The sequence below is a fragment of the Paenibacillus vandeheii genome, assembly GCF_030433635.1.
Taxonomy (GTDB): Bacteria; Bacillota; Bacilli; order Paenibacillales; family Paenibacillaceae; genus Paenibacillus; species Paenibacillus vandeheii.
Map to the genome: position 1 here is coordinate 240,000 of NZ_JAROCD010000010.1, position 13,567 is coordinate 253,566.

Annotated in this window: 10 protein-coding genes; 9 read left to right on the top strand and 1 reads right to left on the bottom strand. The window is 47.7% G+C overall.

Features of this window, described 5'->3' with window-relative positions:
• Nucleotides 1-2: 2 nt before the first annotated feature.
• The 3 genes from P5G61_RS20930 to P5G61_RS32070 all read left to right on the top strand — a co-directional run bounded on the left by P5G61_RS20930 (nucleotide 3) and on the right by P5G61_RS32070 (nucleotide 3,887).
• Entirely contained in the window at nucleotides 3-725 is a 723-nt protein-coding gene (locus tag P5G61_RS20930; RefSeq protein WP_024631627.1) for a response regulator transcription factor, read from the top strand.
• A gap of 323 nt (nucleotides 726-1,048) precedes the next feature.
• Nucleotides 1,049-1,429 (top strand): hypothetical protein, encoded by a 381-nt coding sequence (locus tag P5G61_RS20935; RefSeq protein ID WP_301248334.1) that lies wholly within the window; start codon nucleotides 1,049-1,051, stop codon nucleotides 1,427-1,429.
• Between the two features lie 562 nt (nucleotides 1,430-1,991).
• Nucleotides 1,992-3,887, top strand: a complete 1,896-nt coding sequence (locus P5G61_RS32070; RefSeq protein WP_301248335.1) for a helicase-related protein — start codon at nucleotides 1,992-1,994, stop codon at nucleotides 3,885-3,887.
• A gap of 67 nt (nucleotides 3,888-3,954) precedes the next feature.
• Here P5G61_RS32070 and P5G61_RS20945 read toward each other — a convergent pair whose 3' ends face one another.
• The gene (locus P5G61_RS20945; RefSeq protein WP_301248336.1) at nucleotides 3,955-4,143 is read right to left on the bottom strand and encodes a hypothetical protein; all 189 of its coding nucleotides are present in this window, start codon (nucleotides 4,141-4,143) and stop codon (nucleotides 3,955-3,957) included.
• A gap of 2 nt (nucleotides 4,144-4,145) precedes the next feature.
• Here P5G61_RS20945 and P5G61_RS20950 point away from each other — a divergent pair, with 2 nt between their 5' ends.
• The 6 genes from P5G61_RS20950 (at nucleotide 4,146) to flgK (ending at nucleotide 13,543) form a co-directional block, all read left to right on the top strand.
• Complete coding sequence (locus P5G61_RS20950; protein ID WP_301248337.1) at nucleotides 4,146-5,144, top strand: ComF family protein; 999 nt, start codon at nucleotides 4,146-4,148, stop codon at nucleotides 5,142-5,144.
• Between the two features lie 326 nt (nucleotides 5,145-5,470).
• Nucleotides 5,471-10,459: a fibronectin type III domain-containing protein gene (locus tag P5G61_RS20955; RefSeq protein ID WP_301248339.1), complete on the top strand. Its 4,989-nt coding sequence runs from the start codon at nucleotides 5,471-5,473 to the stop codon at nucleotides 10,457-10,459.
• A 149-nt stretch (nucleotides 10,460-10,608) separates the two neighbouring features.
• Entirely contained in the window at nucleotides 10,609-11,016 is a 408-nt protein-coding gene (locus P5G61_RS20960) for a TIGR03826 family flagellar region protein (RefSeq protein WP_079695652.1), read from the top strand.
• 152 nt (nucleotides 11,017-11,168) lie between these two features.
• Nucleotides 11,169-11,453 (top strand): flagellar biosynthesis anti-sigma factor FlgM, encoded by a 285-nt coding sequence (gene flgM / locus P5G61_RS20965; protein WP_053779526.1) that lies wholly within the window; start codon nucleotides 11,169-11,171, stop codon nucleotides 11,451-11,453.
• A gap of 11 nt (nucleotides 11,454-11,464) precedes the next feature.
• The gene (locus P5G61_RS20970; protein WP_301248342.1) at nucleotides 11,465-11,968 is read left to right on the top strand and encodes a flagellar protein FlgN; all 504 of its coding nucleotides are present in this window, start codon (nucleotides 11,465-11,467) and stop codon (nucleotides 11,966-11,968) included.
• Nucleotides 11,969-11,986: 18 nt separating this feature from the next.
• The gene (gene flgK / locus P5G61_RS20975) at nucleotides 11,987-13,543 is read left to right on the top strand and encodes a flagellar hook-associated protein FlgK (RefSeq protein ID WP_301248343.1); all 1,557 of its coding nucleotides are present in this window, start codon (nucleotides 11,987-11,989) and stop codon (nucleotides 13,541-13,543) included.
• Nucleotides 13,544-13,567 lie beyond the last annotated feature (24 nt).

Sequence of the window (13,567 nt, forward strand, 5' to 3'; positions counted from 1 at the left end):
GGATGGAAAACCGTGATACTGGTAAAGCATCAATTAAAGTTCTTTTGGCTGATGATCATCAGCTGTTCCGTGAAGGTCTGAAACGCATTTTAAATATGGAGGACGACATTGAGGTCATCGGCGAATGCGGCGATGGAATTCAGGTGCTCGAATTCTGTAATCAGGATAAACCGGATATCGTATTGATGGACATCAACATGCCGGTAGAGAACGGGGTTGAGGCAACGGAGAAATTGCGTGAGCTGTTCCCGGATGTCAAAGTGATTATCTTGTCTATTCATGATGATGAGAGCTACGTGTTCGAGACGCTGCGCAAAGGCGCTAATGGATACTTGCTGAAAGATATGGAGGCCGAGTCACTGATTAATGCGATTCGTTCCGTTCATGAAGGGCATGCATTCATCCACCCTAAAGTAACGGGCAAACTGATCATGCAGCTGCGTCGGATGACGTATCTTAATGAGACAGGGGCAATGAGCGAGGGGGCTTCGAAAGAGGCAGGCGTTAAATTTGTCGCTGGCGACAACAATCCACTTACTCGTCGTGAGGCTGAGGTTTTGCGTCTGATGGCTGAAGGTAAGAGCAATAAAATGATTGGTGAGTTCCTGTTCATCAGTGAAAAGACAGTAAAAAACCATGTCAGCAGTATTCTGCAGAAGATGGAAGTGGACGATCGTACGCAAGCGGTTATCAACTCGATCAAATATGGTTGGGTTACGCTCTAATATACAATTGTAATTATGTAGTGTGTTGTTAACAAATATAGGCTTCTGTTTACTCGCGCCCATTCCAAGATATTGGACTGGTTAGCGGGTTAATGGACTTTATTACAGCAAATGATCAAAGTGTGAAGCTGTGTAGAACTTACGTTAGCTTCGGCATGAATGAGTGAACGACCTGGCCTGTCTTCTTCGTCCAGTGTCGATCAGAATGGAATATGAGCGTTCGGGATTTGCAAGTGTAACCCTTCAGGGGATGCAGCATATACTGCTGTATACAGGGATGTTCGCCATGGGTGAGCATGACCTTCCGAGGAGGTGCAGTTGCCATGGTTGCTCATCTGACTATGATTCTGCTCATATACTTCCTGGCGGCAATGGCCGTTCATGCCATGCACCAGCGCCATCTTTCTCGTCCGGACCCCGAAGGCTACGAGCAGATTTTGCTCATTCCTTCCAATCAGGAGCAGCGGATTGAAGGTATTGTAAGAGCGCTTTGCCGGGAATTATTTTACCGTGGAAAGAGCTTCACATTGACGGTTGTTGCTGATCGTACGGAAGCCGAAACGGTTCGAATCATTGAAAAGCTTATGCATAGGCAAGGAATGGAGTTATCCTACTTGTCTGCTGTCCCTTCCGATATAGAGCAGGGGAATCAGACAGGGAATCGTTCTATTCGCCTTATCGATTTGCGTGAGCCGAAGCAGTAGTGTTGCTTTTTTTACACCTATTGGATCATTAATCGTGCAAGCTGCTGAGACAGACTGGCTAAAGCATGTCATCAGTCAGAATGCACTTTAATGAAGTCATGCCAGCTTGCCAAGTTGAGCTTGGATTTCATAAGTTAGAGGTGGTTAAAGATTACAGCGTATGCTGTAGTCTTTTTTTGTCATTGTAGCCAAGCTTGCTGATAAATTAAATATGGGTTTTTATGCAATGTATGGTTATTGCAGGGTTTCTGTGCTTCTTTAGTTAACAATCAGAAGCTTTTTGAAATCAGAACTCTTAAGTTAAAAGTATAGACGGTACGGATTGGAAAAAGTTTCGCGGTTCAAAGAAAGATTATCGTTAATAAGAGAATTGGTAAAATGGTATGATGAGGAGGATTTGGAATTACAATAACTTGTAACACAACTCCACGATTGATATAGTGGTAGTACAAATGGATATGATTTGATTGGGATGAACATGAAGCACATGCTCCGACGAAAAGTCGGGTTGGCATGTGCTTTTTTTGCGTTTCGGGATATTGAAGCTGAGGGAGGAGAGCAGATGAAGGTTGGTTTATATGTGTGTCAAGTGAGAGAAGGGTGGAAGATGATTCTATCATTGGATATCCGAGTGGATGCGGCGTGGTGGCTAGAGGGTGTAAGCGGACAGCAGGTGTTGAGGTGGTTGCTGCTAGGCAGGGAGTTACCTTTAAGTCAGGCTTCATGGATGGTAGAGAATTTTGAATCGGAGAAGGAAATGAATCAGTGGGGCGAGCGTTATTGGCAGGCATATTTGCGGCGGAAACTGGAAGAGTACGAGCGGGCCTCCGGGGAACAGGATGCTAGGGGAGAGATGGCGGGCAATGTAGGGATTGCCGCTGAAAGAGGCGCGGGGGTGGGCGGGATGCCAGAGCCGTATCCCGCCGACGAGTGGGCTCAGCTGGAGCGGGGCGCGGCCCTGCTGGCTGAGCGGCTTCGCGGCCGCCAATTGCTGGCGGCCGAGGCAGAGGCGCTGCTGGCGGATACGGCGCCGCAGCTTGCCTCGGTTTGGCGCGCGGCTGCGCAGCTCGCGCACCTATGGGGGCGGCTGAGCATAGCAGCCGCCCTGGAGGGGCCTGCCAGGCGGCGGCGAAGCATCGCGTGGCTTGGTCGCGCGCACAGCGCGCCCCGCTGCCGCCGATGCGGCAGCTTTGCCGGGCATCGCGTGCCCTGCGCTGCCTGCGGCCTGGCGGCGTGCGCCTACTGCGAGGCTTGCCTCGCGCTCGGGCGCAGCCGTGCCTGTGCGCTGCTGCTGCGCAGCGCAGCGCCATGGGCCGTGCCACGACGCGGCGAAGCATCGCGTGGCACGGCCGTTGTCCCCACCGAGGGCGGACTTGCCCGGTGGGGGTTGAGCCCTGCGCAGAGCGCGGCGGCTGCCGCGGCGCTGGCGTTTTTGGCCCAGCCATCCGATGGGGATGGGCCGGGGCGGTTTTTGCTATGGGCTGTGACCGGGGCCGGTAAAACCGAGATGATATTTCCTTTGCTCCACTACATATTGGAGCGGGGTGGACGAGCACTTGTCGCTACGCCGAGGCGGGATGTCGTACTGGAGCTGGCTCCTCGTTTAGCGAAGGCGTTTCCCGACATCTCACTCGCTACGCTATACGGAGGCAGCACCGAGCGCTGGAAAGACGCGCAGCTCACACTCGCGACCACGCACCAACTGATGCGTTTTTATCAGGGATTCGATCTGGTCATTATTGACGAACTCGATGCCTTTCCCTATCACAACGATCCTATGCTCGCTCATGCCGCCGCGTCCTCGTGCAAGCCTGATGGACACTTTGTATACCTGTCTGCTACGCCGCCAGCTCGGCTGCAGAAGGAAGCCGCTCAGGGGAGGCTCACTCACGCCAGAGTGCCGGTGCGTTTTCATCGCCATCCTCTGCCTGTGCCGCACCTGATGAAAATGCCTACAGTCGCTGAATGTATTCGGAAGCAGGAGCTGCCCGCTCCATTAAAAAAGAGCATTCAGACTTCCTTGCTACGGGAAGCTCAGGTGTTTGTATTTGTGACACGGATCGCTCAGATTGAGGCGTTTATAACCCTCATGCGTCGCATGTATCCACAAATCCGTATTGAAGGTACTTCATCCCAAGATCCCGATCGTGCAAGCAAAGTTACATCCTTCCGTGAACGCAACATTCGATTGCTCGTGACCACCACTATCTTGGAGCGGGGAGTGACCATTCCGCGCAGCGATGTTTTTATTTTGGATGCGGATAACGGCCTCTTCGATGAAGCTTCTCTGGTACAGATGGCGGGTAGAGCAGGTCGCTCCATGGATGATCCGGCAGGAAGAGTCGTCTTTGCATCATCCCGTCGTACACGTTCTCAGGTCCGAGCATTGGCACAGATCCGAAAGATGAATACCATCGCCCGCCGCAAAGGATACCTGCACCCACCGTCTCATCCATAAATTCAACTTTGGAGGCTCACACTTATGACCATCTGGCTAAACGATTTAACCGATTATTTGCACCAGCTTACCCATCGTCTGCATAACCTGCTCGCCCCACCAGGAGCAACTTGCCTGACCTGTGGAACCCGAGCGATCCTTTCAACAATTTATCCAGAGGTATGTACCCGATGTGTGCAGCGAATTCCGTGGATTCGTACCATTCGCTGCTTGCGCTGTGGTCGAGGAATCGGCTGCCCGGACTGCGTCCGTCCACACATGCAAAACCGTTCTTTCATCCTCAACCGCAGCGCCGTTCAGTACAATGCTTTAATGAAGGAATGGATTGGCATGTACAAATTCAAAGGTCACGCGCGCTACGCGCCGCTACTAACATCTCTTCTGATTCAAGCATTTCAAGCAATGAGTGAGGAACTTAACCCTGTTTTGGCAAAAGAAACCCTGGCCCTCGCGGCTCATCCCGCCACCCCTGCTCAATCTCATATGGATACCAGTTCACATCCATGTAATTCGAGTGCGTCAACAAACGCACTCGTTCACCGACCAGGCGGGGGCGATTTAAACAACAATGCGCCCGTTCACCGACTTGGCTCGCGTCAATCAATCAGCACGCCTGTTCACTCACCAAACTTGTTTGCGCCCGCACATACACACGCGCAACTCAATAGCCACAGCCCCTTCGCGAGCTATACGCATGCTCATCCAGGAGCAGCACCACGCAACCGCCAGTCGCTGCTCCAAAACAACAAGCCGCGATGGCGGCCAGACGTGGTGACCTATGTCCCCGTCAGCAACGAACGCCTTGCCGAGCGCGGCTTCAATCAGGCCGAGCGGCTCGCATCAGGACTCGCCGCAGCCTGCCGGCTACCAGTTGTTGATCTTCTACAGCGCCGGATCAACACCACCAAACAAAGCTTCAAAACACGCGGCGAGCGCATCCAGACCATGCAGGATGCTTTCTCAATGCAGCCGGGTGGAACGGAGATGATGATTAAACTCTACCAAGCCAATTCTCAATTTACACACAACGATATGCATTCACAGCCAGCAAATTCATACACGATTGGCCAAGGAGCCTCTTCACATATCACACCTACAACACAAGGCTGGCCAATTTCTCCCTTACGCTTGCTGTTGATCGATGATATTTACACAACCGGTAGCACCTTGGATGCATGTGGACAGGTGATTTTAAAAGCTGGATTTTCTATGAACCTCCCAATTGAGATTTACACGCTGACTTTGGCCAGATCCTGAACCAAATATATGCATATTCAATTAATAGATGGCTATCTAAATGACTATTACAAGCAATATCGTGATAATATTTAATAGCTTTTATATACAAAAGGGAAAGTACGTTCTTGTATGTACAGAGTTATCACTTTTGTGGATTTTCATATACATACATATGATTTGTGTGTTGGTTGTTTAACGAAACTATAAACATAAATTAGACAAGAATATTTTTACATGTAAAAAAGAGGAATTTCTTCTGCCATGTAGAATAGATAGTTCTGCCGTTCATCATAGGTGACAGCATAGGGAGTGGCAAAACATATCTTTTTAAGGGGAGAACAACGGTGGTTGCAGGAAAAAGAAAAAATGGGTTTTACTTATGGACCGTCCGTTTACTGGTGCTGATGCTGGTATTCGGACAGTTTGGCGTGTACGGGGGGAACCGGGCGAATGCCGCAACAGGTAGTGGTATTGTCTCATCGAGTAATGACTTTCAGTATGTAATGACAAACAACAACGGTAAATTACAGGTGAACCAGAGGGATGTTAACCTCAGTTGGGTTAGATCCTACAACATTTCAACAACAGGTTACTCTTTTACAAGAAGGCAGTCTATCTTGGGATTTACCAGTGATATTACGAATATAAGCTTTGGATCGTATACCTCTAAATATACGGGGCAAATCGATAATGCATTTCTTATTGATTTAAGTAAAATTCGTGAATACTTCACTGAGATGACGTATAGGCAATCCGGCATGGAAGTGGGGCAATGGACCATTTCGAACTATAATGTTTTGGGTCAGCTTACACCGGTTGATGTATACAATTATGATGTAAGGCAGTTAAGTTTGGTTGTTAATGCGGATACGGGGGAGGTCGTAGATTTCTATTCTGAACTGAACCCATATTATACACGCAAAGCGGAACCAGCCTCTTTTACCAAACAGTTGGTGGCCCCAGTAACGATTGACAACATGCCAGCTATTCCAGCTGGGATCACAGGAAAACAAAGTGAAAATACAGTTAACTTGAACTGGCAGCATGCACAGCAGGCCGTGCAATATGAAATTGAGGAGAATGGAATCATTAAGGGACCTTATTATGGGACAACCTTTGTCAGCAACGGATTATTGCCAGATACGTTGTATTCCTATAGAGTGCGTTCTCTTAATTCAATAGGTACAAGTGAATGGAGCTCTTTGTACGAGATCAAAACCTTGCTCCAACAACCGGTGATTTCGGCAAGCTCCCAGGAAGGTAAAAATATTATCCAATGGAACGCGGTTGATCAAGCTAGTCATTATCAATTAAAGATTGATGATCAAACGCCTATTGAGCTTGGCAATGTGACATCGTATGAGCACGAGGGTCTCGCAGCAAACTCAAGTCATACGTATACGCTAAAAGCTCTGTCTTCGAACAATGAGAGCGATTGGAGTAAAACCATAACGCAACTGGTAGTTCCGGACTCCGTCAGTGGTTTGAAAGTAACAGAAGCAACATTTAATAAAGTTGCACTATCCTGGACCGCTGTAAAAGGTGCGACAGGTTACGATTTAGAGATTGACGGTAACATCGTCGCTGTGACAGGTACCACATACAGCAAAACAGGACTCATTCCTAATACAGAACATACTTTCCGGTTGAGACCAAAAAATACAGGCGGGGCAGGCAGTTGGTCTGATCTGTTAACCGTGTCCACTCAATTGAGTACACCCGTACTGAAATCAAGCCCTTCACAGGAAGAAATTATTCTCGTTTGGCCTTCTATTGAGGGTGCTATTTCATATGAAGTGGAAGCCGATGGAGTAATTGTTGGTAATGTTGTAGATCCGACATTTACGCATACCGGACTCACACCAGCTACAGCTCATAAATACCGTGTGCGTGCTTTGACAGATACCAATACAAGTGCGTGGACAGCCGTACTGACTCAAAATACGTTACCAGGTGCTGTTGCGGGATTAACAGTGAATTCTGTAACCAATACGGCTATAGCGTTAAAATGGACAACTGTAACTGGAGCCACCGGATACGATCTGGAAATCGACGGCACAGTTGTCGCTGTCACCGGCGTTGCCTACACGAAGAGTGGTCTTGTAGCAAACACGGATCACACTTTCCGCATCCGCTCGAAGAATGCAGCAGGAGTAGGGACATGGAGTGATTTGGTCAGCGGAACAACGCAATTGAACACACCAGTGTTGAAAGCGACCTCGGAAGAAACGACTATTAACCTGACATGGGCTGAAGTCGCCGACGCTACGAAATATGAAGTAGAAGCCGATGGCTTGGTAGTAGGGACAGTGGACGAACCTTCGTACATGCACAGCAGCTTGCTCACAGGTACAGCGCATAAGTACCGCGTACGTGCTTTGACTGAGACAAACACAAGTGCATGGACAGCCATTTTAACGCAAAGCACGTTGCCTGCTTCCGTTAGCGGATTGGCTCTTACCTCCGTAACGAATGTGTCGATTGCACTAAAATGGAACGCAGTAACCGGGGCTAGCGGATACGATCTGGAGATTGATGGCACCACAGTATCCACAACTGCTACTGCCTACACGAAGAGTGGTCTCGCAGCAAACACAGATCACACCTTCCGCATCCGCTCCAAGAATGCCGCGGGAGTGGGACCATGGAGTGATTCGATTAGTGGAACTACGCAATTGAATACCCCAGTGTTGAAAGCCACATCGGAAGAAACGGCTGTTAACCTGACATGGGCAGAAATTGCCGACGCTACGAAATATGAAGTAGAGGCTGATGGTGTGGTAGTGGCGACAGTGAACGAACCTTCATACACGCACAGCAGTCTACTCGCTGGAACAGCTCATAAATATCGCATGCGCGCTTTGACCGACACCAATACAAGTGCGTGGACAGCGATTTTAACGCAAAGTACAATTCCAGCTTCCGTCAGCGGACTGACTATTAACTCGGTAACGAATGTAGCAATAGCTTTGAAATGGAACGCAGTAACCGGAGCGACAGGTTACGATTTGGAGATCGACGGTACAGTCGTCGCTGCTACTGGCGTTGCCTACACGAAAAGTGGTCTTGCAGCAAACACTGATCACACATTCCGCATCCGCTCGAAGAATGCCGCAGGTGTAGGAACATGGAGTGAATTGATCAGCGGAACTACGCAATTGAACACTCCTGTATTGAAAGCGACGTCTGAAGAAACGGCTATTAACCTGACGTGGGCAGAAATCGCCGACGCTACGAAATATGAGGTGGAAGCCGATGGTGTGGTAGTAGCGACAGTGAACGAACCTTCGTACACGCACAGCAGCTTGCTCGCAGGAACAGCACATAAATATCGCGTACGTGCTCTGACCGACACCAACACCAGTGCGTGGACAGCCATTTTGACGCAAAGCACGTTGCCTGCTTCCGTTAGTGGATTGACTATTAGCTCGGTAACGAATGTGGCGATTGCACTAAAATGGAACGCAGTAACCGGAGCTACCGGATATGATCTGGAGATAGATGGCACCGTAGTATCCACAACTGTTACTGCCTACACGAAAAGTGGTTTTGCAGCCAACACAGATCACACCTTCCGCATCCGTTCTAAGAATGCCGCGGGAGTAGGAACATGGAGTGATTTAATCAGCGGAACCACGCAATTGAACACCCCAGTATTGAAAGCCACATCGGAAGAGACGGCTATTAATCTGACATGGGTAGAAATCGCCGACGCTACGAAATACGAAGTGGAAGCCGATGGTGTGGTAGTAGCAGTGAACGATCCTTCATACTCGCATAGTAGTCTGTTCGCAGGAACAGCACATAAATATCGCGTACGTGCTCTGACAGACACCAACACAAGTGCATGGACAGCCATTTTGACGCAAAGCACACTGCCTGCTTCCGTTACAGGATTAACAGTGAACTCCGTAACCAATGCGGCAATAGCCCTGAAATGGAACGCAGTAACTGGAGCTACTGGTTACGACCTGGAGATCGACGGTACAGTTGTCGCCGTTACTGGCGTTGCCTACACGAAGAGTGGTCTCGTAGCAAACACAGAGCATACCTTCCGTATTCGTTCCAAGAACGCCGCAGGAGTAGGGACATGGAGTGATTTGATTAGCGGAACCACGCAATTGAATACCCCAGTGTTGAAAGCCACATCGGAAGAAACGGCTATCAACCTGACATGGGCAGAAATCGCCGACGCTACCAAATATGAAGTAGAGGCTGATGGTGTGGTAGTAGGAACAGTGAACGAACCTTTATACACACACAGCAGTCTGCTCGCAGGAACATCACATAAATATCGTGTACGGGCTTTGACTGAGACCAACACAAGTGCATGGACAGCCATTTTAACGCAAAGCACACTGCCTGCTTCCGTTACAGGATTAACAGTGAACTCCGTAATCAATGCGGCAATAGCCCTGAAATGGAACGCAGTAACTGGAGCTACTGGTTACGACCTGGAGATCGACGGTACAGTTGTCGCCGTTACTGGCGTTGCCTACACGAAGAGTGGTCTTGCAGCCAACACAGATCACACCTTCCGTATTCGTTCCAAGAATGCAGCAGGAGTAGGGACATGGAGTGACTTAATCAGAGGAACAACACAATTGAATACACCTGTATTGAAAGCCACATCGGAAGAAACAGCTATTGACCTGACATGGGCAGAAATCGCCGACGCTACGAAATATGAAGTGGAAGCCGATGGTGTGGTAGTAGCGACAGTGAACGAACCTTCATACACGCATGGAAGCCAACTTCCTGGAACAGCACATAAATATCGCGTACGTGCTTTGACGGATACGAATACAAGTGCGTGGACCACCATTATAACGCAAAGCACACTGCCTGCTTCCGTTACAGGATTAACAGTGAACTCCGTAACGAATGTGGCGATTGCTTTAAAATGGAACGCGGTAACTGGAGCTACGGGTTACGATCTGGAGATCGACGGTACAGTGGTCGCTGTTACTGGCGTTGCCTACACGAAGAGTGGTCTTGCAGCCAACACAGATCACACCTTCCGCATCCGCTCGAAGAATGCTGCAGGAGTAGGAGCATGGAGTGATTTGATTAAAGGAACAACACAATTGAGCACCCCTGTATTGAAAGGGACCTCAGACAGAACCAATATTTTATTAACATGGGATGCAGTCATTGGTGCCTCTCTATATGAAATTGAAGCAGATGGTCAAGTCGTAGCGACTTTAAATGATACGACCTTTATTCATTCGGATCTGCTTCCATCAAGTCTTCATAAATATCGCATTCGTGCATTGAATGATCAAAATATAAGTGCATGGACTTCTGTATTAAGCATCAAAACATTGAATTAAGGATGTAGATCAGGGGTATAGGTTGCGCATACATGCACCCTATAGCCCTTTTTTATTCGCAAACAGGCTATGGACTTAAAGTGAGAAAATAAGGTAATGTATAGTTATTATCCATTCGGAATAGGAAGTTTGAGAGGGGCGTTTTAGCGATGAATCTGGGTAATTGTCCGCGTTGTGGCAAATTATATGCGTTGAATTTTCGGGATGTATGCTCGAACTGTATCAAGGAAATTGAACTGGAATACCAGACTTGTGTGGAATATCTGCGCGAAAACAAGGGCACTAACATACAGGAACTATCTGATGCAACAGACGTTTCAATTAAAAATATTACCAAGTTCATTCGTGAGGGACGGATTTCCATCGAAAACGCCCCAAATATGATGTATCCTTGTGAAGTGTGCGGAACCCTGATTCGTGAAGGACATATGTGCGACTCTTGCCGGAATCGTTTGACGAAAGATTTGGCTGGAGCGGCTCGAGAAGTAGGTCAGAAGGATAACGGCAGCATAGGCGGACGAACCTATAATGCTGTCGACAAACTACGGGATCTATAGGAACGAGGGCTTAAATACAAGTTTTGCTATAACAAATGTTTTGGAACGTACCGATAAACTTATTAAAGATTATCGGTTTTTTTTATTATCCTAATCGTTCGAGAACATAAAGATAATGTAAAAATCCTAAGGTGGAAGGAAGTGCAATTCGTATGAAAATCAATGAACCGAGTAGAATTGGTGCAATCAATTCATATCAGAGGAACGTTGAATCCAATCAGCAGGCTGATGCCAAAAAGAGCCGCCGTAAGGACGAGGTATCCATTTCTCCGGAGGCGATGAAGATGCTTGAGGAACAAGGTCGTACACAGGATGCAGGACGTATACAACGGATACAGGAACTGAAAGAACAGGTAAGTTCGGGAACTTACCAAGTGGACAGCAGCAAGCTTGCTGACAAGTTACTGCCGTACTTTAAGTCTTTTGATAAGGAATAGGTGATCACGTAATGGCAGCACTGGACAGATTAATTGCAGTTTTGCAGCAAATGGAACAAAGTCACTGCGAGATGCTGGCACTCAGCGAGATCAAGAGACAGGTCATTGTCAAAAACGATGTGGATCAACTCATTGCTGTAATGAATAAGGAATCCAAGTTTATGAAACAGCAGGAGCCACTTGAGAGCGAACGATTGAGTGCAGTTCATGAACTGCTTCAGGAGCGGGGCATCAAGTCGATGCTTAACCTGAATATCACAGAAATCTCCAAGCTGATCTTTGATCCGGCTGATAAACAGCGATTGCTTGAAGTCCAGAAGAAGCTTGCGGGAACATTGCAGGAATTGAAAGAAATTAATCAATTGAATCAAAAACTGATCGAGCAATCATTGATGTTTATTGATCTCTCAATGGACATATTTGCTTCTCGGCCGGAACAGGATGCCACATATCAGCATCCTGCTGATAAGAACGGTAATCCAGGGCGAATCGGTCTTTTTGATACACGTGCCTGATTAATAGGGGGAAACAAGGTGACATCTACTTTTCATTCAATCGAAACGGCTAAACGCAGCTTGTTCACGCAGACGACAGCGCTTAGCACAACAGGACATAACGTGGCAAATGCCAACACCGAAGGGTACTCCCGGCAAAAGGTAAACATGCAGGCGTCCATTCCTATGGAGCCGTTTGCATTTTTACATAGTACAACACCGGGACAACTAGGAACAGGGGTAGAGTTTGACTCCATTACCCGTGTTCGGGAGAAGTTCCTGGACGACCAATATCGTAATGAAAACACCAACTTCGGAAGCTGGTCCATTCAACGAGACACGCTTGAGAAACTTGAAGCTATTGTGAATGAACCATCCGACACCGGATTTCGGACCGTAATGGATAATTTCTATAAATCCTGGTCCGATCTGAGCAAAAATCCTGAGGATGTAACGGCACGTCGTATCGTAAAAGAGACAACACTGGCTCTGACAGATGCGATGAATCAGATTAGCCGCCAACTGGACAATCTTAGTCAGGATTTGGACAACAATATTGAAGTGAAAGCTAATGAAATCCAGGGTTATCTTGGTAATATCGCTAATCTCAATAGCGCTATTGTTAAAGTCGAATCGCTAGGCGATAATGCCAACGATTTGCGTGACCAACGGGATCTGATGGCGGACAAATTGTCTAAGATAATGAACATTACTGTAACAGATTCTCCGCAAGGATACTCCGTTCAGATGAACGGACAAGCGCTGGTTACAGGTGGTGCTGTGCAAGCAACGGTAGATTCTGCTTTTCTGAATACGGCTTACACTTCGGGCGATCTTACCAATGGCGAAGTCCACGGTATGATTAAGTCCAGAGACACCTTGGTGAGTGATTATCAGAAACAAATGAATGAACTTGCCAATACGCTTGCGAATGGTGATATTGAAATCACGATTCCAGCGGGCTCTGTCTTGCCGGATAACACCGTCCTAGATGGTGTTACATACACAGGTACATCACGTACACTAACTGCGGATCTTAAGGTTACGGTTAAAGGCTTGAACGGTCTGCATCAGCTTGGGTACAGCATGGACGGAACCAATTCACCAGGAGTGCCGTTCTTTACAGCAGCTGGTGGCGGAACCGCGATTACAGCTGGGAATATCTCATTGAATGCAGAAATTCTGGCTGACCCTAACAAAATTGCAACTTCTCTGCGTACAGTTACTGATGCTTCCGGAGCAGAGACTGTGGTTAAAGGGAATAACACCCTAGCACTTTTACTTGCTAATCTGAAGGATACTCCTATGAAATCCTCGGATGGATTGCGTAATGCAACCATTGGTGCACAATTCAGTGCAATCGTAGGTCAACTGGGGGTTCAGTCTCAAGAAGCTGCACGTCAGACGTCTAACTCTGAGTTTCTTGTGGAGCAAGTAGACACGCGTCGTCAATCGGTAAGTGGTGTATCGTTGGATGAAGAGATGTCAAATATGATCAAGTTCCAGCATGCATATAACGCATCTGCTCGATTTATGACCACATATGATGAATTACTTGATAAGTTGATTAATTCTACTGGGACAGTAGGTAGATAATAGAAAGGAGTGACTTAACAGACC

Coding starts and splice junctions, on each gene's coding strand:
- P5G61_RS20930 (WP_024631627.1), top strand. CDS start 3: ATGGAAAACCGTGATACTGGTAAAGCATCAATTAAAGTTCTTTTGGCT.
- P5G61_RS20935 (WP_301248334.1), top strand. CDS start 1,049: ATGGTTGCTCATCTGACTATGATTCTGCTCATATACTTCCTGGCGGCA.
- P5G61_RS32070 (WP_301248335.1), top strand. CDS start 1,992: ATGAAGGTTGGTTTATATGTGTGTCAAGTGAGAGAAGGGTGGAAGATG.
- P5G61_RS20950 (WP_301248337.1), top strand. CDS start 4,146: ATGCAAAACCGTTCTTTCATCCTCAACCGCAGCGCCGTTCAGTACAAT.
- P5G61_RS20960 (WP_079695652.1), top strand. CDS start 10,609: ATGAATCTGGGTAATTGTCCGCGTTGTGGCAAATTATATGCGTTGAAT.
- flgM (WP_053779526.1), top strand. CDS start 11,169: ATGAAAATCAATGAACCGAGTAGAATTGGTGCAATCAATTCATATCAG.
- P5G61_RS20970 (WP_301248342.1), top strand. CDS start 11,465: ATGGCAGCACTGGACAGATTAATTGCAGTTTTGCAGCAAATGGAACAA.